The sequence below is a fragment of the Achromobacter sp. MFA1 R4 genome, assembly GCF_900156745.1.
In the GTDB taxonomy this organism is placed as follows: domain Bacteria; phylum Pseudomonadota; class Gammaproteobacteria; order Burkholderiales; family Burkholderiaceae_B; genus Achromobacter.
Genome location: NZ_LT707065.1, coordinates 1676127 through 1697192, shown reverse-complemented (window position 1 = coordinate 1697192; position 21066 = coordinate 1676127). Strand labels below are relative to the sequence as shown.

Genomic DNA, 21066 nt, shown 5'->3' with positions numbered 1-21066 from the left:
CATATTGTCGTGTGTCCAATGTGCCCAATTTATTTATGGAAAATCCTTCCCGCGGCCGCCGGCTGATTATCTTTCCCGCGGAAAATTATTATTGGCGTACTTTGCAGATAGAATGCGGGCGTTGTTTAACGGGTTAATTTGCTGTATCTGCCATGGGACCTAACCAGACGCTGGTCGACAATCTTCTGCGTATCCTTCCGTATGTCGAGGACGAAGAAGCCGACGCGATGGTAATGGGCATGGGCATGGCGGAAATACGCGAAAAGCTGGCCGCCCTGCAGAATCCGGTGCCCGGCGACAAACAGATCCGGCGCACGCTGCTCAAGCTGGACAGCGTGGGCAGTTTCGGCGCCACGCGCGGCAAGCTGTGGTATCGCACCCTGCAGCGCACCGATTTCCGCATCCGCAACATGAATGCGAACATGGCGATGGCCATGTGCGCGCTCAAGCAGGTGGCGGACCGCCATCTGCCGGCCGTCGTGCTGGACGACCTGGCGGCCACGTTCGACGGCGCATTGCGGTATCTCGAAACCCATCAGGCGCAGCCCGGGATCGCGCCGGCGCACGACTGGTCGCGCAAGATCCTGCGCATCGACGGCACCCATCCCACCGTCTTGCCCGAAGTGCCGTCCGAGGTCTACCGGCAGGTCAGCGGCGCCCTCTACTACAACCGCAAGCTGACGTTCCGCAACACGCCCTTTGGCGAAAAGACGCCCAGCGAGCGGGTCTACGTGATGACGCCGCTGGCGATGGTGGACCGCGCCGGCGTGCTGTATATGGTGGCCTGGGGCGCGCGCCAGCCGGGCAGGCGCTTTCTCTTTCGCATGGACCGCCTGTCCGAAGTCCGGTTGCTGGACGAGGCGGCGGACCCGGATCCCACGTTCGACCTGCACGACTACGTGCGCCGCGAGGAAGCCCTGAACTTCGATCCGGGCGGCGAAACCCGCATCCGGCTCCACGCCGCGGAACCCATGATGGAAGACGGCCGCCGCCGCCGCCATCCGCTGCGCGAGTTTTGGCTGTCGCCCGACCAGACGATCGACGAGGACGATGCGGGCTTCACCCTGACCGCCACCGTGCGCCCGTCCGTGATGTTGTGGCAATTGCTGCATGGGCACGCGTCCTCCATCGAAGTGCTGGAGCCCGAGGACATCCGCGAGCGTTTCGCTCACGAGGCGCGCGAACTGGCGCGCCGCTACCTCTAGCGCCGGGGGGCGCGGTCAGTGGCCCGGCCACGCGCGCGCCAGGAGCAGCGGCAGCACTTTCTCGGCCGGACCCCGGACGCCGTGGCTGGCCACGCGATCCAGCAGCGTCGGGTTTGGATTGATCTGCACGAGCTGCGCCCCGCGCGCCATGGCTTCGTAGCAGAGCTCGGCGGCCGCGGGCGTCTGGCACGACGTGCCCACCGTCATCAGCAGGTCGGCGCTGGCGGCCAGCCCCTTGGCGATGCGCCAGACCTCGGGCGCGGGCGCCTCGCTGTGCCACAACCGGCCGGGGCGCACCGCGCCGCCGCAGATGCGGCAGGCCGGCGGCTGGGGATAGGGGCCGTGCCGGGCGTGCCGCGCCGGAGGCGTCGTCAGCGTGTGGGTCATGGCGCAGGCGGTGCACCGCGGCTGGTCGAACCGGCCCTGCAGATGCAGGATGCGCGGACTGCCCGCGCGCTCGTGCAGCGTATCGCCGTTCTGCGTCACCACGAAGGTGCCGGGCGCGCGCTCGGCAAGCGCGGCGATGGCCCGATGCGCCGCATTGGGCGCCGCCAGCAACGCCCGGCGCCGCCTTTCTTCGTGCCAGGCCCACACCAGCGCGGGGTCATTCCTGTAGCCCGCTTCGGTGGCCAGCGCCGCCGCGTCGTAGCGCGCCCACAGGCCGCGCATGCCGTCCCGGCTCTGCGGCAGGCCGCTGGCGGGGTTCAGGCCCGACCCGGTCAGCACGATGATATTGCGCGCCGCGCGCAGGGTCTGCACCAGGGAATCGGGTAAATCGAGTTTGCGCAGTTTCATGCGAGCCGCCCCGCTTGCGAGAGCGCCGCGGTCCGGCGCGGCCCGGCCTGCGCCGGCGTGCCGGGACAGGCGGCCAGCCGCCGGTCATCGCGGGTTAGGCCGGAATATCCGGCGCGATCAAGGCTGAGAATAATCTTTTCGAACAAACCAGGCATGTCGCTTTCCGTTGCTGAATCAATGAATCAGGGAACCAGGGAATCTGCCGGGATTCTGAAAGCGTATTCGGACAAAATCGGGTTGAATTAATCGTGACAGTATTGCGCAGGGCTCGGAAATATTCGCCCAGATAATGTCCGAATTGCCACTTTGCTATTCTTGGGCCCCGCTATCGCGCCCGGCCCCTTCCGTACCATGCAAAAAACCGGCGACCGCCTTTTGTTTTCCGCTTCCGATCTGGTCGGGTTCCTGGAATGCGAACATCTCACCACGCTAGACCGGCTCAATCTGGAATCGCCGCTGCCTGCCGCGCAAGAGGACGAGCAGCTCGAACTGATCCAGCAAAAGGGGCTGGACCATGAGCGCGCATACCTGGAACGGCTGCGCGCGGGCGGCGCACGGATGGTGGACGTGAGCGAGGCGGGCAGCGGGCTGGCCCAGCGCCTGGCCCGCACGCGCGAGGCGATGCAGAGCGGCGCCGACGTCATCTACCAGGCGGCGTTCAGCGACGGCCGCTACGTCGGCCATGCCGACTTCCTGTTGAAGACCGGGCGCCCGTCGCGCCTGGGCGATTACAGCTACGAGGCCAGCGACACCAAGCTGGCGCGCTCGGCGCGCGCCAAATTCGTGGTCCAGCTTTCGTTCTATTCATGGCTCCTGGGACGGGAGCAGGGCGCGGCGCCGCTGCACATGCACGTGGTGCTGGGCAGCGGCCGCGAGGTCGCGCTGCGCGTGGCCGACTATGCACACTACCTGCGCCAGGTCATGCGCCGCTTCGAGGCCCACGTCGACCCGCGCGCGGGCGCGGACACCTATCCCGATCCCTGCGAGAAATGCGCGCAGTGCCGGTGGGATCCGCTGTGCAGGTCGCGCCGCGCGGCCGACGACCACCTGTCCCAGGTCGCCAACATCACGCGGCAGCAGATCCGCAGGCTGAACGGCCAGGGCATCCGCACGCTGGCGCAGCTGGGCACGCTTGCGCCCGATGCGGCCGTGGCGCGTATCGAGCCCGCCGTCCTGCAGCGGCTGCGGTCGCAGGCGGCCCTGCAGTTGCGCGCCCGCACCGATGGCGGCAGGCACTGGGACCTGGTCGCCAAGGATCCGGAAGACCCGGCGCTGCGGGGTTTCGAGCGCATGCCGCAGCCGGACGCGGGCGACATGTTCTTCGACATGGAAGGCGATCCCCTGGAGGAAGGCGGCCTGGAATACCTGTTTGGCCTGTACGTCATCGACGACGGCCAGGCGCGCTTCATCCCCTTCTGGGCGCACAACCGCCGCGAAGAGAAACAGGCTTTCGAGGCGTTCATCGATTATGTCGTGGCGCGCCTGCACCGTTACCCGGACGCCCACGTCTACCACTATGCGCCCTACGAGGCGACGGCGATCAAGAAGCTGATGTCGGTGCACGCCACGCGCGAGGCGGAGGTCGACAACCTGCTGCGCCTGGACAAGCTGGTCGATCTGTACCAGGTGGTGCGCGAAGGCGTGCGCGTGTCCGAGCCCGGTTATTCGATCAAGAACATCGAGCACTTCTACCTGCCGCAGCGCGAGGGCGGCGTGACCAATGCAGGCGCCAGCATCGTCTACTACGAACGCTGGAAGCGCACGGGCGAGGCGCAGCTGCTGCAGGACATCGCGGATTACAACCGTGACGACGTGCTGTCCACCTACAAGCTGCGGGAATGGCTGTGCGCGCTGCGTCCGGCCGGCATGCCCTGGGCCAATCGCCGCGACACGCAGCAGCAGATCGACGCCGCCCGGTTCCAGGTCGGGGAAAAGACCCCCGCGGAGCTGCGCCTGGAGCCCTACCGCGACGCGCTGCTCGGGCCCTTGCCCGCCGACGAGCTGGACTGGTCGGACCGAGACCGGTATCGCGCGCTGGTCTACCAGTTGCTGGACTTTCACCGCCGCGAACAGAAGCCGGAATGGTGGGCCATGTTCGCCCGCATGGAAGCGACCGACGCCGAGCTCATCGAAGACAACGAATGCCTGGGCGGCCTGGTGCGCGACGACACCGTGGCGCCCGAGCCGGTGGCGCAGTCGCTGCGCTACACCTATCGCTTTCCCGCGCAGCAGACCAAGCTGCGCACGGGCGCGTCCTGTACCAATGTGCGCGGCGGACCGGCGATCGGCCGGCTGACCGTGGATCCGGCCGCCGGCATCGCCACGTTCACCATGAACCGCAAGGAAACGCCGCCACCGCGCCTGTCGCTCGGGCCGGGCAGGCCGGTAAAGATCGACGAGCTGGCCAACGCCATGTTCCGCTATGGCGACGCCCTGCTGGCGTCGGCCGATGGCGGCGGCACGGCGTTCCGCGCGGTGGATGCGCTGCTGCGGCACGAGCCGCCGCGCATCGCCGGCATGGCGCCGGGGCAGGCGCTGGCCGATCCCGCGGGCAACCTGCTGGACCAGGTCGTGGACATCGTGGGCCGCATGGATGAGACCACCCTGTTCCTGCAGGGACCGCCGGGGGCGGGCAAGACCTACACGGGGTCGCGCGTGCTGGTGCACCTGTTGCGCCAGGGCAAGCGCATCGCGGTCACGTCCAACAGCCACCACGCCATCAACAATCTGCTGGCCGGTCTGGAAGACGCGGCGCGCGAGGCGGGCCTGCGTTTTTGCGGCGCCAAGAAGTCGGGGCAGGCCGGCGATGATTCCTGTTTCAACGGGGAATTCATCGAAGACGTCTTCGGCAATGACAAGATCGACCTCGCCCGCCATCAATTGGTGGCGGGCACGGCGTGGCTCTTTTGCCGCGCGGAATTCGAACAGCAATTCGATTACCTGTTCGTGGACGAGGCCGGCCAGGTCAGCCTGGCGAACCTGGTGGCCCTGGGCCAATGCGCGCGCAACATCGTGCTGCTGGGCGATCAGATGCAACTGGGTCAGCCCACCAAGGGCACGCATCCGGGCCGGTCGGGCGAGTCGACGCTGGAATACCTGCTGAATGGCCACGCCACCATCGCGGCCGATCGCGGCATTTTCCTGGACACCTCCTATCGCATGCATCCGGCGATCTGCGGCTTCATCTCCGACGCGATCTACGACGGCCGGTTGCGGGCCGCGGCGTCGGCAGCCGCCCAGGGGCTGGTGCTGGACGAGAACGCGGCCGGCGCGCTGGCCGCCAGCGGCATCCGTTACGTGCCGGTCGAGCACGAGGGCAATGCGCAATCCAGCCTGGAAGAGGCGCGCGAGGTCGCCGCGCTGTATGCCAGCCTCATGCAGCAGCGCTACCGGGACAAGCAGGGGCGCGTGGTCCCGCTCACGCCCGACGACGTGCTGGTCGTGGCGCCCTACAACGTGCAGGTCAATACGCTCAGGCAGGCGCTGCCCGAGGGCGCGCGCGTGGGCACCGTCGACAAGTTCCAGGGGCAGGAGGCGCAGGTGGTGATCATTTCCATGGCCACGTCCAGCGGCGACACCATGCCGCGCGACATGGAATTCCTTTTCAGCAAGAACCGCCTGAACGTGGCGGTGTCGCGGGCCAAGTCGCTGGCGATCCTGGTCGCCTGCCCCGCGCTGCTGTCGGTGCGCTGCCAGACGCCTGAGCAGATGGCGCTGGTCAATACGCTGTGCTGGGTCGCCGAAGCCGGTCAACACGCCTAGCACCTGGCGCGCGGCGTGGTTCATCCAGCCAGGGCGCGCATCGCAACAGGGAATGCAGGCGGGCGTGCGGGGCCGGCGATCCGCCAGCCCCGCACGCCCGCAGGCGGCGCCGTCAGGCCCGGGGGGGCGCTTCGGCGGGCGGCGTGCCGTTATGGAACAGGGACTTGAGCTGCGAGCGCAGTTCGGGCGAGTCAGCGTGCTTGTGGACCGAGGTCGCATGTTGGACCGCGGCTTCCAGCAATTCCTCGTCCGAGTCCGCGGACAAGGCCACCGAGCAATTCATCTCGCTCGGGTACTCGCGGCAATCGATGTACTTGCGTGTCATGGGGCTCTCCCTGCGCAGGCCAGCAAAGGCTGCGTGCATGAACATCAGACGCGCCGGACGGACTGCACCGGCGCGATGGCGCGTCGCATCGCGGCCGGTGTGTTTCCAGTATAGGACTGGCGCGCGCCGGGCAGTCGGCTTATTTCGAGGGGGCCGGGGGGCGGGCGCGCGCCGGGTCGCTTGCCGCGCCCGCGTGCGACACGGGGCGTCCCAGCAGGTAGCCCTGGAAGTGCGAGCAACCCTCGGCCGTCAGGCGTTCCAGCTGCTCCGGTGTTTCCACACCCTCTGCCGTGGTCGGAATGTCCAGGCTGCGGCCGATGCCGTTGATTGCGCGGACGATGGCCAAGGCCTCGCGGCTGGATCCGACGTCCTGCGTGAACGATTTGTCGATCTTGATCTTGTCGAATTCGAAGGTGCGCAGGTAGCCCAGCGACGAATAACCGGTTCCGAAGTCGTCCAGCGCCACCTTGACGCCCAGTTCCTTCAGACGGTGCAGGGTGGCCAGGTTGCCGGCGGAATTGGTGAGCAGCACCGACTCGGTGATCTCCAGTTCCAGCCGCCGCGCGGGCAGGCCGGACTTGGCGAGCGCCGATTCCACCAGCGACACCAGCGCGCCGTTGGTGAACTGACTGGCCGACAGATTGACCGCCACCGTTTCGTGGTCGTCCCAGCGCATGGCTTCGGCGCAGGCCTCGTGCAGCGTGAAGGCGCCCAGCTCGTGGATCAGGCCGGTTTCCTCGGCGATGGGGATGAAGTCCTGCGGCATGATCAGGCCCTTGCGGGGATGCTGCCAGCGCATCAGCGCCTCGCGGCCCACGATGCGCACGTGGCTCACGTCCATGATGGGCTGGTAATGGAGCTGCAGCTGGTGCGAGATGATGGCCTGGCGCAGGTCCATTTCCACCTCGTGGCGCCGCAACGCGGCGGCTTCCATCTCCGGCTCGAAGAAAGTGAGGCAATTGCGGCCATTGCGCTTGGCCTCGTACAGCGCCATGTCGGCGTAGCGCAGCAGATGGTCGGCCGACAGCGACTGCGCTTCCGACATCGCGATGCCGATGCTCACGCTGACCGGCACGGTATGCCCCGCGATCTCGAAAGGCTGGCGCACGGCCTCGATCAGGCGCTCCGCCAGCTTGCGCACATCGTCCTGTTCGGCGATGTTGGGCAGCACCACGGCGAACTCGTCGCCGCCCAGCCGCGCCAGCGTGTCCTGTTCGCGCAGGTGCTTGGGCAGGCGTTTGGCCAGCAGGCGCAGCAGTTCGTCGCCGGACTGGTGGCCCAGCGTGTCGTTGACGCTCTTGAAGTTGTCCAGGTCCAGGTACAGCACGGCGGTCGAGCGATCGCGGCTGGCGGCCAGCGCGCTGAGCAGGCGGTCGCGGAACAGGCGGCGGTTGGGCATGCCCGTCAGCGTGTCGTGGTGCGCCATGTAGCGCACCTGCGCATGGGCCGCGTTTTCGTCGGTGACGTCGTCCGCGATCAGCAGCACATAGCGCGAACGCGGATCGTTGCTGTGAAACGCGAGGGTCTTGGTGCGCAGCGTGCGCGGGCCGCGCGCGGTGGCCAGTTCCTCTTCCTCTTCGCGGGTGGCGCCGTCCGAGCGCAGCGCGTCGTTCGTCAGGCGGTCGAAGAAGGCGCACACCAGTTCGGGCAGGCATTGCTGCGCGGTCTTGCCCTGCAGCCCGCCCGGGCTGCCGCCGAAGGTTTCCTCGGCCTGCCGGTTCGCCAGCAGGAACTCGCGCGATACGGCGTCCAGCACCAGCACGCACGAAGGGATGTGCGAGACCACCGCCTGCAGGAAGCTGGACATGGAGGTCAGTTCGCCGTTGTAGTGCTCGGCCAACTGCTTGGCCTTCAGGAGCTGCTGCTCGCGCTCGCGGCGCTCGGTGTTGTCGCGCGTGACCTTGGCAAAGCCGATCAGCTCGCCGGCATCGTCGTGGATGGCGTCGATGACGACGTGGGCCCAGAACAGCGTGCCGTCCTTGCGCACGCGCCAGCCTTCGGCTTCGAACTTGCCGGTTTCCCGCGCGGTGGCCAGGCCGCGCTGCGGCACGCCGCGCGCCCGGTCTTCCTCGGTGTAGAAGCACGAGAAGTGCCGGCCGACGATTTCCTGGGCCGTGTAGCCCTTGGCGCGCTGCGCGCCGGCGTTCCAGTTGGCGACGATGCCATCCGGATTGAGCATGTAGATGGCGTAGTCGACGACGCCTTGCACCAGGTGGCGGTACATGACGTCGGAATTGGCGATGATCATGGGATGCGGCGGGCTCGCGCGCCGGCCGCGTTGCGTCAACGCGCCTGTGCGGATCTGCCCTGAAAGACGAGGGGTTGTACGGATTTACGGCGTGAAGCGGGCAATATTTACCGTACTGTCACGAAAAAGACCAATCTATCGAATCATGTCGCACGAAGTCATTTCTTTGCATCGATAGCGCGCGCTGCACAACACTTCAGAACCTGACGCGCGCCTTGAGCGCCTGCGCGATCGTGGGAATGTCGATGTCCTTGCCCGGATGCTTCAGGCAGAAGTCGTACAGCACGGCGATGTAGGCGTTGCCCAGCAGCTTGGTGATGGCGCCCGCCGTGGTGGCCGCGATCGTGCCGCCAATGGCGCTGCCCGCGCCCGGAATGAACTTCAGCATGCCCGAGACGACCGAGCGGCCGATCAGGGTGGCGGCCGACGCGCCCAGCGTGGACGTGACCAGCGTGGTGATCGCAGTCGTGTCCAGTTCCATGCCGAAGGTGATGCCGATCTTGGCGATCATGCCGACCTGGATCGGCACCAGCGCAAAGGCATCCGAGAACGGGATGGGCGCGGCGGCGGCCGAGGCGGCCAGGCCCGCGGCGACGTTCACCTCGATCTCAGCCCGCTTTTTTTTTACTTCCAGGGCCTTCTTGTTGCGGGTGGACAGCGCGTTCGCATACGCGCGCTGCTGCGCTTCGGGCACATGCTGCGCCGTCACTTCGATCAGCCCGTCCAGCCCCATGGGTGGCAGTTCGGCGTCCAGTTCGTCGATCCATTCGGGCAGCGCGCGCACGGCCACGACGTGCCGGGCGCGCGGCAACAGCCTGCGGGCCTCGTCAAGAAAAGGACTGTTCTTGCGCGCCTTGGTCAGCACCGCGACGACCGGAATGCCGGCTTTGTCCAGCATGTCGCACAGTTCGATCTCGGCGTCTTCGACGCGGTGGCTGCTGTCCTGGATGCAAAGCCAGGCGACATGCAGGTGCCGGTCCTGGTCGTCCGAGGCCGAGCGTTCCTGGATCAGGTCGGCAAGCTGGGCGCGCGAGCGCTCGTAGTCGCCGACTTCCAGGCCCCGCGTGTCGATGATGGTGAGCGGATGGCCCGGGCGGGTGAATTCCTGGGTGGTCTGGGTGACGGGCTTGCCCGCGCCCGTGCGGGCAAGCTCGCCGCGGAACACGGCGTTGATGAGCGTGCTCTTGCCCACGCCCGTCTTGCCGGCGACCAGGATGTTCACCCGGCCCGCGCCGCGCGTGGCCGTGCTGATGGCGTCGGCGATGGCGTCTTGCAGGTCGGGGTGGTCGGGGCGGATTGCGCTCATTGGACAGGTGGGAAGCGGACGGGGATGCCGGAACGATATCAGACGAGGACTTCTTTGGCGCAAAACGTAATCGGGGGGTGACGGACCCCATCATCCGGCCGACGCCATGAGAATGACACGCGGCGCCGATAGGATCGCGCGGCTTCGCGGGGCGGCGGCAGCGTTTTCCATATGGTGAAAGCCCAGGGCGACGGCGGCTTGTGCGAGGGAAATTTGGGGGCAGATAAGTGGGTTCTTCAAAGGGTTACATCTCACATAATCCACTCGCGCTTTTGCCAGGAGGCGCTGCGTAGAATCAGGCCGTTGTCAGGCTACGCCGCGGTACACGCGCAACCCCTCATGCCCCGTCTTGCGCTCGTCCCCCGCTTGCTGCGCTCGCGCCCGTTGACCAAGGGCCTGCGCTACCTGTATCGCTACACGCGGCCCAGGGCGGATCGGCACAACGAAACGCTGTGGCCGTTCGTGACGGTCCGCCGCGATGGCCAGGGCCGGCTGTCCGGCTGCGACCTGCATGGCGTGCGCGGGCCGGCGACGGTCCCGCTGGATCGCCTGCCGCGCGGCATTGGCGGCGACGCGCACCTGATCCTGAGCGGCCCTTCCGTGGCGCAGATCGATTACGACCAGTGCCGCATGAGCACGGTCATGGGCGTCAACGGCTCTATCGCCCTGCGCGCGCGGCATCCCGCGCTGCGCTTTGACTATTACGCGATGCTGGATGCGGGGTTCGTCAAGCGGCGGCGGGATTTGGTGGCCCAGGTGCTGGCCCAGGACCTGGTGCTGTTCGTGACGCCAGAGGTGTACCGCTGGATCGCGTTGCTGTTCGACAACCGCACGGTGCGCTGCCGCATCGCGTTGTTCGAGGAAGTGCACCAGCGCGCCCAGCAGCGGCGCGCCAGGCCCGAGGAGCTGGCGGCGCAGTTGGGCGCCGATCCCGACCTGGTGCTGTTCGACGCGCACCACCCGATGCATGCGCACGGATTCAGCCTGGATGCGGCGCGCGGCCTGTTCGGCGGTGGAACGGTCGCCTACACGTCGCTGCAGTTCCTGGCCTGGCTGGGCGCCAGGACGGTCTACCTGCACGGGCTGGACCTGACGGCCACGGCGGGTCCGCGCTTTTACGAAAGCGCCGGCGCGCAATTGCCCACCGCTTTGGACCGGCAGTACGCCGGACATATCGAACCCGCGTTCCGGCAGGCCAGCCAACTGCTGCGCGCGCGGGGAATCAAGGTCTACAACCTGTCGGTGCTGAGCCGGCTGGGCGACGACATCTTTGAAAAGCGTCACTGGAGCTGCCTGCTGGCGCCGGCCGCACAACCGCTGACGAGTCCTGAACAATGAAGATCCTCTACACGAATTTCCACCAGGGCGATGGCGGCGGTCACACGACCTACGTGATGTCGCTGGCGCGCATCCTGTGCCAGAAGTCGCAGGTCACGGTGGGCGCGCCGCGCAAGAGCCGCCTGCTGGCCGAAGCGCGGACCGTGCCCGGCCTGCGCACCATCGACCTGGAATTCAAGGGCAACGTGCTCGAACAACTGAGCGCGCTGCGCCGCCTGCGCGCGCTGCTGCGCAAGGAGCAGTTCGACGTCATCCACGTCAACGGGTCGGCCGATCACCGGCTGTGCATGCTGGCGACGATGGGCATGGGCGCGCGGCGCCCCTTTATCGTGTACACGCAGCACAACGACCGCAACGCCGTCAGCCTGGGCGCGCGGCTGCGCGCCAAGTGGGGCACCAACCGCGTCATCTGCGTGTGCAGCCACACGTTCCGGCGCATGAAGCAGTCGGTGTTCCGCGACGAAGACCTGCGCGTCGTCCACAACGGCGTCGACACCGAGAAATACCGTCCCGCCTGCCGCACCCAGTCCGCGCAGGCGCGCGCCCGCTTCCTGCCGCCCGCATTGCGCGACCGGCTGGTGATCGGCAGCAATGCCGGCACGGCGGACTACAAGAGCTGGATCGACATGGTGGACGCCGTGTCGCGGCTGCCCCAGGCGCAGCGCGACCAGATCGCCCTGCTGATCGCCGGCGAGATGCCGGGTGACGAGATGCTGCGGCAAGTCGCCGCGCTAGGCATGCAGGACCAGGTGGTCTTTACCGGGCTGCTCGACAATGTGGAGCCGGTGCTGGCGGCGCTGGACGTGGGCTTTGTGCTGTCGTCCCGCCTGGAGACGATTTCGTTCGCCTGCCGCGAGATGATGGCCGCGGGCAAGCCCGTCATCGTGACGAGCGTGGGCGGCCTGACGGAGAACGTCACCGAGGGCCGCAACGGCTGGATCGTGCCGCCCGGATCCCCGGAGACGGTGGCCCGGACGGTGTCGGAGATCCTGCGGAACCGCAGCGTGCTGCAGGCCATGGGCGTGGACGCCCGCAGCACGGCGCTCAAGGAGTTCTCGCTGGCGACCTTCGTCGGCAATACCGAGCGCGTCTACCGCGAGAACGCCTACGTCAGTAGTGGATCACCGTCCGGATCGACTTACCTTCATGCATCAGATCGAAGGCTTCGTTGATACGGTCCAGGGGCAGGGTGTGCGTGACGAAGGGATCGAGATCGATCTTGCCGCTCATTGCGTCTTCCACCATGTCCGGCAGCTGCGTGCGGCCCTTGACGCCGCCAAACGCTGAACCGCGCCACACGCGGCCCGTCACCAGCTGGAACGGGCGCGTGCTGATCTCCTGGCCCGCGCCGGCCACGCCGATGATGATGCTCTCGCCCCAGCCCTTGTGGCAGCATTCCAGCGCGGCGCGCATCACGTGCACATTGCCGATGCACTCGAACGAGAAGTCCACGCCGCCGTCCGTCAGTTCGACAATGACTTCCTGGATGGGCTTGTCGTAGTCCTTGGGATTGATGCAGTCGGTCGCGCCCATGGCGCTGGCCAGCACGAACTTGTTCGGGTTGGTGTCGACGGCGATGATGCGGCCGGCCTTGGCCTGCACCGCGCCCTGGATGACCGCCAGGCCGATGCCGCCCAGGCCGAACACGGCGACCGTGTCGCCTTCCTTGACCTTGGCCGTGTTGTGCACCGCGCCAATGCCGGTGGTCACGCCGCAGCCCAGCAGGCAGACTTTCTCGTGCGGGGCGGCCGGATTGATCTTGGCCAGCGAGATCTCGTTGACCACGGTGTATTCGCTGAACGTGGAGCAGCCCATGTAGTGGTAGAGCGGCTTGCCTTCGTAGCTGAAGCGCGACGTGCCGTCCGGCATGACGCCCTTGCCCTGCGTGGCGCGCACTTTCTGGCACAGGTTGGTCTTGCCCGACAGGCAGAATTTGCACTCGCGGCATTCGGCCGTGTAGAGCGGAATGACGTGGTCGCCCGGCTTGAGCGAGGTCACGCCTTCGCCCACTTCGACCACCACGCCGGCGCCTTCGTGGCCCAGCACGGCCGGGAACAGGCCCTCGGGGTCGTCGCCGCTCAGCGTGAAGGCGTCCGTATGGCAGACGCCGGTGTGCGTGATCTGCACCAGCACCTCGCCGCGCTGCGGGGGCGCGACGTCGATTTCAACGATTTCCAGCGGCTTGCCGGGGCCGAATGCGACGGCTGCGCGTGATTTCATAGCGATGCTCCAGATGGGTTATTTCAGATAGGAACGGACGATTCGCATGAGCTCATCGATCTGCGATTCGGTCTCGGGCCTGGGGGCCGGCGGATTGCCCTGGGCGGACTGCAGGAAGGTTTCCCGCAGGTGGCTTTCCAGCACCTCGGCCATCAGGCCGTTGGTGGCGCCGCGCAGCGCAGCCAGCTGCTGCAGCAGCGCGCCGCATTCCGTGCCTTCGTTCACCGCGCGTTCCAATGCTAACGCCTGCCCCTGGATGCGGCGCAGGCGCGTGACAACGCGTTTCTTTTCTTGCGGGGAGTGCGGCACGGCAGGCTCCGGTTCGATACAGGGGGGGAGTATACGAGCTTGAATCGCGGCCGTCCAGGCGCGGGGGCGGCGCGGGTCTCCCAGACCTATAATTCGGCCACCCTGAAGGATTTACTCGTGGCCATGAACCCATCCGATGTGCGGCTGTACCGGGCCGCGGACTATCCGCGCATGCCCTGGCGCAACGGCGGCGGCACCACCCAGGAGATCGCCTGCAACCCGGGCGGCCATACCGCGTCGTTCGACTGGCGGCTGTCGCTGGCCGACGTCGCGCAGGACGGCGGCTTTTCCGCTTTCGACGGCTACCAGCGCATCATCAGCGTGCTGGAAGGCCGCGGCATGGAACTCACCGTGGACGGCCGGACGCAGCGTCCCCTTGGGCCGCGCGAGGCCTACGCGTTCTCGGGCGACGCGGCCGTGTCGTGCCGCCTGCTCGACGGCCCGATCCGCGATTTCAATCTGATCTATGCGCCTGACCGGCTCCACGCCCGCCTGCAATGGGTGCGCGGCGCGGCGCCCTGGGTATTTCACAGCAGCGCGCGCAGCGTGCTGGTGCTGACGGCCGGCGGCGCCCTGTCGCTGGAGCGGGACGGGACGCAGCATCTGCTGCCCGCTCGCTATGATTGCCTGCACATCGAAGGACAGGACGGCCTGGCCCGCTATTGCCTGAGCGCGGCGGACGGCATTGATGCCTGCGTGATCGAGCTGCTGCCGCGCACGGCCTGAACGCGGGGGATGCCGCCGAGGGCGGAAACAGGCCCGGACCCCGCTCCGCGCCGATGTTAGGGCCGGGGTTGGCCCGTCAGGCGGTCAGCAGCGTGGGCCGCCCGCGCACCTGGGCCGGGGCCTGGGCCTTGGCCGGATCCCGCGGGGGCAGGCGGAAGGCGCTGACGGCGGCCTGCAGCCGCTGCGCCTGCGACGCCAGCGAAGACGCCGCGGCGGCGGCTTCCTCGACCAGCGCGGCGTTCTGCTGCGTGACCTGGTCCATCTGGGTGACGGCGGTGTTGACCTGGTCGATGCCGGTCACCTGCTCGTTCGACGCGGTGGCGATGCCGTTGACCAGCAGCGTCAGCCGATCGATGGTCTCCAGGATTTCCGACATCGTCAGGCCCGCCGCCTCTACCTGCGCGGAACCGGCCTGCACCGTGGCGCCGGAGGCTTCGAGCAATTGCTTGATCTCCTTGGCGGCGCCGGCGCTGCGCTGCGCGAGCGACCGGACCTCGGCGGCCACCACCGCGAATCCCTTGCCTTCCTCGCCCGCGCGCGCGGCTTCCACCGCCGCGTTCAGGGCCAGGATGTTGGTCTGGAACGCAATGCCGTCGATGACGCCGACGATGTCTTCGATGCGGTTGGAGTCCTGCGCGATTTCGCGCATCGTGCTGACCGCCGCCTGCACGGCTTCGCCGCCGCGCTGCACCACCTCGGACGCGGTGGCCGCCATCTCATTGGCCAAGCGCGCGTTGTCGGCGTTGCTGGTCACCGTGGACAGCAACTGTTCCATGCTGGCGGCGGTTTCTTCCAGCGCGGCAGCCTGTTGTTCGGTGCGGCTGGACAGGTCCTGGTTGCCGGCCGCGATTTCGCTGGAACCCGTGTTGATCTCGATCACGCCGTCGCGCACCGCATGCACGGTGCGCACCAGGCTGGCCTGCATTTCCTGCAGGTAGGGGATGATCTGCCCCACGCAGTTCTTGCCGAACGGCGCGATGGGCGCGGTCAGGTCGCCGCTGGCGATGCGCTGGAAGTGGTCCTTCAGCCCGTCCAGCGGACGTTTCACGAACATCACGACGTAGCGGTCTCCCAGCGCCAGCAGCAGCAGACAGATGCCCAGCACGACGCCCACGCCGATATAGGCCTGGCGGCGGTTGGCCTCGGCGTCCGTCCACAACTGCAACTCGCGCGCCTGGGCATACGCTTCGTACTGTTCCATGCTCTTGCCGAAGCTGCGGCTGGCGGTGACCACGGGGCCCGCCGCATGGGCGCGCGCCTTGTCGATCGCGCCGTCGGCCAGATGCTGGCGTTGCACGGCGATCCCGTCCGCCAGCGCGTCGAAGCCGGACCGCATGGCGTCCAGCAGCGCGGGCGGCGCCTCGCGGCGGGCCAGTTCGATGAACCGCGTCTGATGCTTCTTGGCCTCGGTCAGCGCGGCGTCGATGCTGCGCCCCTCTTCGGCGGCCTTGTCTTTCTGGCCTTCGGCCGCGTATTCAAGCTGGCGCGCCAGCCGCAGCCGGGCGCGCATGACCTGGTCATTGACCCGGGACAGCGTGGAGACTTCGTGCAGGAGTTCGTTGCCGGTGGCAAGCGCTTCGCCGGCGCTGCGCAAACCGTGGACGCTGATGGCCGACAGGCCGGCGATGAAGGCGCTGATCAGGAGCAGGGTCCCCAGGATCATGCGGCGGATCGTGATGTCTTTCAAAAGCTGTGTCATACGCGTCGTCCCAAAATGCAGCAAGCCTGCACCATGGACAACGGCCCCGCCGGACCCTTTATTTAGCCGATGTTGCACATCTTACGAATATGTCGAAGGACGTTTCGAATATTTCGATATGAACGGCAATAATGTTGCGGATACCGGCGTCAATACGGGGTCAGTTCCTATTTCAAGAACCTGCCGGCGCCGCGTTGCCGGCTGCACATTGCCGACTCAGCGCGAGGCCGGCGTCTGCACCGGTTCGCTCGCGTCGAAACGCAGGCGCGCAAAGCTGGCGATACACGCGAGGCCGGCGCACAGGCCGCCCAGCCACAACGCGGCGACGGCGCCATGCGTGGTCGACACGTTGAAGCAGGCGGCGACCAGGGCCGCGCCGCTCGCCTGCCCCAGCAGGCGCACCGTACCGATCATGCCGCTCGCGCCGCCGGCCCGCGACGCCGGCGCGGACGTCATGATGGCGCGCAGATTGGGCGACTGGAAAAAGCCGAAACCGGCGCCGCAGATCGCCATGCGCCACGAAATATCCAATATCGACGGATCGGCGGGCAGCAGCGCCAGCAGCGCCATGCCCAGGGCCAGCAGGGCCAGGCCCACCCCGCCCAGCATGCCGGCCGGATACGTGTCCGACAGGCGGCCCGCGATCGGCGCCATGAAGGCCACCACCACCGGCCAGGGCGTGATGAGGAAGCCCGTTTCGACCTGGGTGTAGCCCAGCACGGACTGGAACAGGAATGGCAGCGAAATAAACGCCAGGGCCTGGGCGGCGAAGGCGCACACCGCGGTCGCCGCCGACAGCGCGAAGAGCGGGCGGCGCAGCAGGTCCACCGCCAGGATGGGCGCGGGATGGCCGGCCTGGCGCCGCATCAGCAGCCACAGGCTGACCGCCGCCACGCCGCCTTCCAGCGCCACGCGCGGCCACGGCGCGCCGTGCGCGAGTTCGTTCGTCGCCAGCACCAGCAGTCCCAGCGTCATGGCGCACAGCAGCGCGGCCATGCCGTCAAAGCCGTGCCGCGCCCGCGTGGTGTCGGGCAGGCCCCGCAGGGCCAGGATCGCGGCCAGGATGCCGATGGGGAAATTGACCAGGAACAGCCAGTGCCAGGACCCCAGCAGCAGGATGGCCGACGCCACGGTCGGTCCGCCGGCGAAGGACAGGCCCACCACCATGGCATTGAGCCCCAGGCCCCGGCCCAGCATGTGCGAGGGATAGATGAAACGCAGGAGCGCGCCGTTCACGCTCATCACGCCCGCCGCGCCCAGCCCCTGCAGGATGCGCGTGGCCACCAGCATGGGCAGCGACGGCGCCAGGCCGCTGGCCAGCGAAGACAGGGTGAAGACCGCCAGCCCGACGATGTAGACCCGCCGGTGCCCCAGGATTTCACCCAGCGCCGCCGCGGGCAGCAGTCCGGCCACCATCGCGAGCTGATAGCCGCTGATGACCCAGATGGAGCCGGCCTCGCTGGCCTGCAGGTCCCGCGCGATGGTCGGCAGCGCGGTGTTGGCGATGGCCGTGTCCAGGCTGGCCATGCAGACCGCCAGCATGACAGCCACCAGGGCGCCCAGCCGTTCGGCGGCGGGCAGGCCGACCCCGGCCGGATAGACGGTGCTGCGGGAGAACGAGAGCATGAATGGGCTGCGCTGCGAGGGCGTCCGGACGGAAAGTCCGGAATCGTAGGGACTGATTCTAATGCGGCTACGGATTTCGCCCCGGCGCCGGCCGCGGCGGGGCGGCAGGAACGCGGCCCCCCGGCCCCGCGCTAGGACTGCGCGGGCGCGGGCCGCGGCTTGACCGGCCAGAACAGCGACGCCGGGCGCCGCAGGATGCGGCGGCGCACGCCGGCTGTCAGCGAGACGCGGTCGTCGCGGCGCATGTCGCGCGAGGCGAGCGCCACATTGAAGGCGAGCGCGAAGCTCACGATCACGTTCAGCGCGCCCGTCGCCGCGGTGCCCGCCACCGCCAGCCAGAACACCTGCGTATGCACGAGATCCCAGCCCAGCGTGGCCACCGCGGCGGCGATCTGGCCGGCGCTCAGCGACACATGCCGCACTTCCAGGGTCGATCCCAGGGCGTCCACCAGGGCCGGCAGCAGGCCCAGCATCAGGCCCAGCGACACGTTGGCCGCGATCTGCGAGACGTTGCGCTCCCAGAAGCCCGCCCAGCGCACGGCCCCGCGCTCGCCCAGCAGCCGGCGCGCGCGGCGGCCGTAGGCCATCACGTCATGCACGCGATGCAGCGCGAACCAGTTGTCGGCCCAGCCGGCGATCAGGCTGGACAGCCAGATCAGCGCGCCCGTCAGGGCCGCATAGAGCGGCGTGGGCCCCCAGAACGACAGCGAATGCAGCGTGTCCTGCGCCTTGTCGGCGTCGATCAGGGGATGCCCCGCCACGCGCATGGCCGTCCACTGGATCGCCCAGGCCAGCGGCAGCACCACGGCCAGGTTGCCCAGGATCGCCGCGGCGTTCGAGCGCAGCATCGCCAGCGTGTCGTCCACGAAGGCCTCGCGGCCGTCCGGGGTGTAGGCGGCGTCGAGCCGGCGGGCGAGCGCCGGGCCCGTCATGGCCGGCTGCTTGGTGGCCAGCGTGAAATGCGCGAACTGGATCACGAGAAAGCTGCCCGCGTAGTTCAGCGCGTTCAGCAGCCCTTCGAGGAACTTGTCCAGATGCAGCGAGACGATGAAGAACTTCAGGTAGACGGTGAACGCCACGATGAAGCCGCCGCCCAGCGACGCCTTCAGCATGTCCAGGTATTCCAGCGAGTCGCGGGCGATGTAGTGTTCGCCGGTTTCCGCGCTGCGGTCCATCACGCGGCGGGCCAGGTGGGCGAACGAGGAGGCCGCCAGGTGGCGGATGCTGCCGCGCGCCTGGGTGGACCGGATCAGTTCGGCGATCAGGTGCACGTACCGGTGGCGCTGCGTGGGGTCGATCCACACGCCCAGCAGCAGCTCGATGCGCGCCACGCGCAGCTTCATGCTCTCGATCTGGTAGACCACGTCCACCGCCACGCCGTTGCGCTTGAGCTCTTCGTACACGGCGTCTCCGGCGGCCCGGCAGTCGTCCAGCAAGGCGCGGAACACATTCAGCCGCTGACCCAGGACGTCGCGCGGCGTGTCCGGAGGGCTGTCAAATAGCGCCGAGGCCGCGGCCTCCAGCGTGAAGAAGGGCGTCTCGTCGACGGGCCCCGGCAGGCGCGAGCGGATATCCTGGCCCAGCCCGACCGCGCGCACCTGGCTGACCAGCACCTGCATGCTGCGGATCAGGGTCTGTTCGAGGCGCAGGGAGAGGGCGTCGGGTGATGGAGCGGAAGATGGGGCGGATGATGCGTCGTTCGATGCGTTGCTCGATGCGTCGCCGCCGTCCCGGCGCATCAACGCGCGGATGCGCGCCAGCGTCGCGTCGTCCAGCGATTCCATCCACGCCGCGTAGTCCGGTCGGCGAAAGACGCGCGTGAACAGGCCCGCCATGTCGCCGCGGTTCGGGGGCGGCGGCAGCATCCAGGCCACCACACGGCGCCAGAACTCGCCCCAGAAACCGGGACGCGACGCGACGCCGGTGTCGCACAGCAGCGCGGTGGCATCGTTGTCGGCAAGCACCGAGCGCAGCGTGGCTGCGGCGCGGCCCGCGACCTCGGGGTTGTTTTCCAGCACCTGCAGCAGGTAGCGCAGGCGCGCGTGGCGGGGATCGTCGCCGTCCCCGCCCTGGTCCACGTCCTTGTTCTCGTCCTTGTTCTCGTCCTGACGGGGCGGACGTTGGCCGGACCGGTTCAGCCAGCCAAAGACGTCCGCCAGCCAGAGGTTGCGGTCCGCCAGCGGAGCCTGCGGGTCGGCATTGGCCAGGATCAGGTCGAGCTGCAGCCCCGCCCGCCGCGAGGCCCGCCAGTTGCGCCAGAGTGAGGTAAACATGGTCGGGCCTCGCGTTTCATCGTGATTCGGGATTGCGGCGCAATGAAAAGCCCAGCGCTTCGCCCATATTGAGCGTGGTCCGGGCCGCTCAATGGTACGCCCAAGCCTTGCGGCGTTGGAGGCGGCCGGCGCTTTTCCGGTAACCTGCGCGCTGGCCTTGTTACGGGCCGGGGGCGCGGGCTGCACGGCCGTCCGCACGTTTGCGCGCGGCTGCGGCCGCCGTGGCCGGCCCGGCGCCGCGCGGCGCCGAACGGGGCCCTGTTGCACCATTTACGTTTGCTGATTCAAATGACCCTGAATTTCAATGGGCGCGCATTCGCCGCCCTGCTGGCCGTCACCGCGGTGCTGGCCCTGATCGCCACCGTCGGCGCGCCCTATCCCTTCCTGCGCGGTTTCGTGGGCGACGCCGTCGCCGTGGGCTGGGCCTACCTGCTGTATCGCAGTTTCATCCGCGCGGGCGTGCTGCCGCTGGCGGTCGCGGCGCTGTTGTCGGGCTATGCGGTGGAATTGGGCCAGTACGTTGCCCGTCAGTCCGGCTGGACGATCGAACAGCCGATATTGCGCGTCGTGTTCGGCAGCGTGCCGGACTGGTGGGACGTGCTGGCGTACACCGTGGGATTTGCCGTCGTGCTGCTGCTGGCCGGCGGCAATGCGCGCCGCCAACGCAGCGCGGCGCAGCGGGACGCGCGGCTGCAGGTCAGCCTGCGCGCAAGGCGCTAGCAAGCCCCGCCCGACCCGCTCCGCCCGGCTCCGTGCCCGGGCGTCCGCTCCGGATCAACCCGCCTGGCAGACCGTGTCGTCGCGTTGCGCGCGACCGGCGGGTGCGGCTGCGCGCAGCGGCCGCAGGCGGGCATTGCGGAACGGCGCCAGCAATTCGGCCCAGGACGACGGAAACAGGGGCGTCGCGTGCCGCACGGCGTCGCGGCGGGCGTAGTGGACGAGAAGCTGCTGGCCGATCGGGGCGTCGCCGAGGGGATGGCGGGTATTCATGGTATGTCCGTATTGCAGTGAAAGTGTATTCATTGTACGTCCTTGCCGCGGCACGGTCCAGCCGCCCCGTTGCGCCCCGCTCCCGGTAACCGCGCCAAGTGCCTGATATTGCTGGTGCGTCCCTCTTTGGGCAGTTTCACTCCGGGATAGCCCTAGCAGATCAAAACAGTAGACGGTATACAATGTTCATCAATCCCGGGCTGCCACAGGCCTGGAATTTCTTCCCACCGGACCTGGAGCGCGC

The 21066-nt window shown here is 68.1% G+C and carries 17 protein-coding genes; 6 read left to right on the top strand and 11 right to left on the bottom strand.

All coding sequences use genetic code 11. The features are described from left to right. Positions 1-152: 152 nt before the first annotated feature. Positions 153-1205 (top strand): YafY family protein, encoded by a 1053-nt coding sequence (locus BXA00_RS07670; RefSeq protein WP_076517646.1) that lies wholly within the window; start codon positions 153-155, stop codon positions 1203-1205. A gap of 15 nt (positions 1206-1220) precedes the next feature. Here the strand turns inward: BXA00_RS07670 and BXA00_RS07665 are convergent, their stop codons facing one another. Together BXA00_RS07665 and BXA00_RS28800 are read right to left on the bottom strand one after the other, a co-directional pair. Beyond that, positions 1221-2000, bottom strand: a complete 780-nt coding sequence (locus tag BXA00_RS07665; protein WP_076517644.1) for a Sir2 family NAD-dependent protein deacetylase — start codon at positions 1998-2000, stop codon at positions 1221-1223. Next, on the bottom strand, positions 1997-2155 hold the full coding sequence (locus tag BXA00_RS28800) for a hypothetical protein (RefSeq protein WP_156902769.1): 159 nt from the start codon (positions 2153-2155) through the stop codon (positions 1997-1999). The genes BXA00_RS07665 and BXA00_RS28800 overlap by 4 nt, the downstream gene beginning before the upstream one ends. A 220-nt stretch (positions 2156-2375) precedes the next feature. Between BXA00_RS28800 and BXA00_RS07660 the strand changes: the two genes are divergently transcribed. Beyond that, positions 2376-5762, top strand: a complete 3387-nt coding sequence (locus tag BXA00_RS07660; protein WP_231952225.1) for a TM0106 family RecB-like putative nuclease — start codon at positions 2376-2378, stop codon at positions 5760-5762. Between the two features lie 112 nt (positions 5763-5874). Here the strand turns inward: BXA00_RS07660 and BXA00_RS07655 are convergent, their stop codons facing one another. The 3 genes from BXA00_RS07655 to BXA00_RS07645 form a co-directional block, all read right to left on the bottom strand. Then, the gene (locus BXA00_RS07655; protein ID WP_076521840.1) at positions 5875-6087 is read right to left on the bottom strand and encodes a DUF1059 domain-containing protein; all 213 of its coding nucleotides are present in this window, start codon (positions 6085-6087) and stop codon (positions 5875-5877) included. A gap of 139 nt (positions 6088-6226) precedes the next feature. Continuing rightward, entirely contained in the window at positions 6227-8335 is a 2109-nt protein-coding gene (locus BXA00_RS07650; protein ID WP_076517641.1) for a bifunctional diguanylate cyclase/phosphodiesterase, read from the bottom strand. A 196-nt stretch (positions 8336-8531) separates the two neighbouring features. Next, entirely contained in the window at positions 8532-9641 is a 1110-nt protein-coding gene (locus BXA00_RS07645; RefSeq protein ID WP_076517639.1) for a YcjF family protein, read from the bottom strand. Positions 9642-9980: 339 nt separating this feature from the next. On the opposite strand from BXA00_RS07645, the gene BXA00_RS07640 reads away from it, so the two are divergent. Next, complete coding sequence (locus BXA00_RS07640) at positions 9981-10979, top strand: hypothetical protein (protein ID WP_076517636.1); 999 nt, start codon at positions 9981-9983, stop codon at positions 10977-10979. Next, on the top strand, positions 10976-12151 hold the full coding sequence (locus tag BXA00_RS07635) for a glycosyltransferase (protein ID WP_076517634.1): 1176 nt from the start codon (positions 10976-10978) through the stop codon (positions 12149-12151). Before BXA00_RS07640 ends, BXA00_RS07635 begins: the two co-directional genes overlap by 4 nt. Here BXA00_RS07635 and BXA00_RS07630 read toward each other — a convergent pair. Then, complete coding sequence (locus BXA00_RS07630) at positions 12090-13199, bottom strand: S-(hydroxymethyl)glutathione dehydrogenase/class III alcohol dehydrogenase (RefSeq protein ID WP_076517632.1); 1110 nt, start codon at positions 13197-13199, stop codon at positions 12090-12092. The two genes, BXA00_RS07635 and BXA00_RS07630, sit on opposite strands and share 62 nt — an antisense overlap. Positions 13200-13217: 18 nt before the next feature. Continuing rightward, a complete protein-coding gene (locus BXA00_RS07625; RefSeq protein ID WP_076517629.1) occupies positions 13218-13508 on the bottom strand; it encodes a metal/formaldehyde-sensitive transcriptional repressor in 291 nt (96 codons plus the stop codon). 123 nt (positions 13509-13631) lie between these two features. Here BXA00_RS07625 and BXA00_RS07620 point away from each other — a divergent pair, with 123 nt between their 5' ends. After that, entirely contained in the window at positions 13632-14234 is a 603-nt protein-coding gene (locus BXA00_RS07620) for a HutD family protein (protein ID WP_076517627.1), read from the top strand. A 76-nt stretch (positions 14235-14310) separates the two neighbouring features. Here the strand turns inward: BXA00_RS07620 and BXA00_RS07615 are convergent, their stop codons facing one another. The 3 genes from BXA00_RS07615 to BXA00_RS07605 all read right to left on the bottom strand — a co-directional run bounded on the left by BXA00_RS07615 (position 14311) and on the right by BXA00_RS07605 (position 19832). Beyond that, entirely contained in the window at positions 14311-15933 is a 1623-nt protein-coding gene (locus tag BXA00_RS07615; RefSeq protein WP_076517625.1) for a methyl-accepting chemotaxis protein, read from the bottom strand. 216 nt (positions 15934-16149) lie between these two features. Continuing rightward, entirely contained in the window at positions 16150-17559 is a 1410-nt protein-coding gene (locus BXA00_RS07610) for an MFS transporter (protein ID WP_076517622.1), read from the bottom strand. A 131-nt stretch (positions 17560-17690) separates the two neighbouring features. Continuing rightward, positions 17691-19832 carry a site-specific recombinase gene (locus tag BXA00_RS07605; protein ID WP_076517620.1) on the bottom strand — a complete coding sequence of 714 codons (2142 nt, stop codon included), beginning with the start codon at positions 19830-19832 and terminating at the stop codon, positions 17691-17693. Positions 19833-20120: 288 nt separating this feature from the next. Here BXA00_RS07605 and BXA00_RS07600 point away from each other — a divergent pair, with 288 nt between their 5' ends. Then, complete coding sequence (locus tag BXA00_RS07600; protein WP_076517618.1) at positions 20121-20552, top strand: DUF2809 domain-containing protein; 432 nt, start codon at positions 20121-20123, stop codon at positions 20550-20552. Positions 20553-20606: 54 nt separating this feature from the next. Here BXA00_RS07600 and BXA00_RS07595 read toward each other — a convergent pair whose 3' ends face one another. Next, positions 20607-20822, bottom strand: a complete 216-nt coding sequence (locus BXA00_RS07595) for a hypothetical protein (protein ID WP_076517616.1) — start codon at positions 20820-20822, stop codon at positions 20607-20609. Positions 20823-21066: the final 244 nt, after the last annotated feature.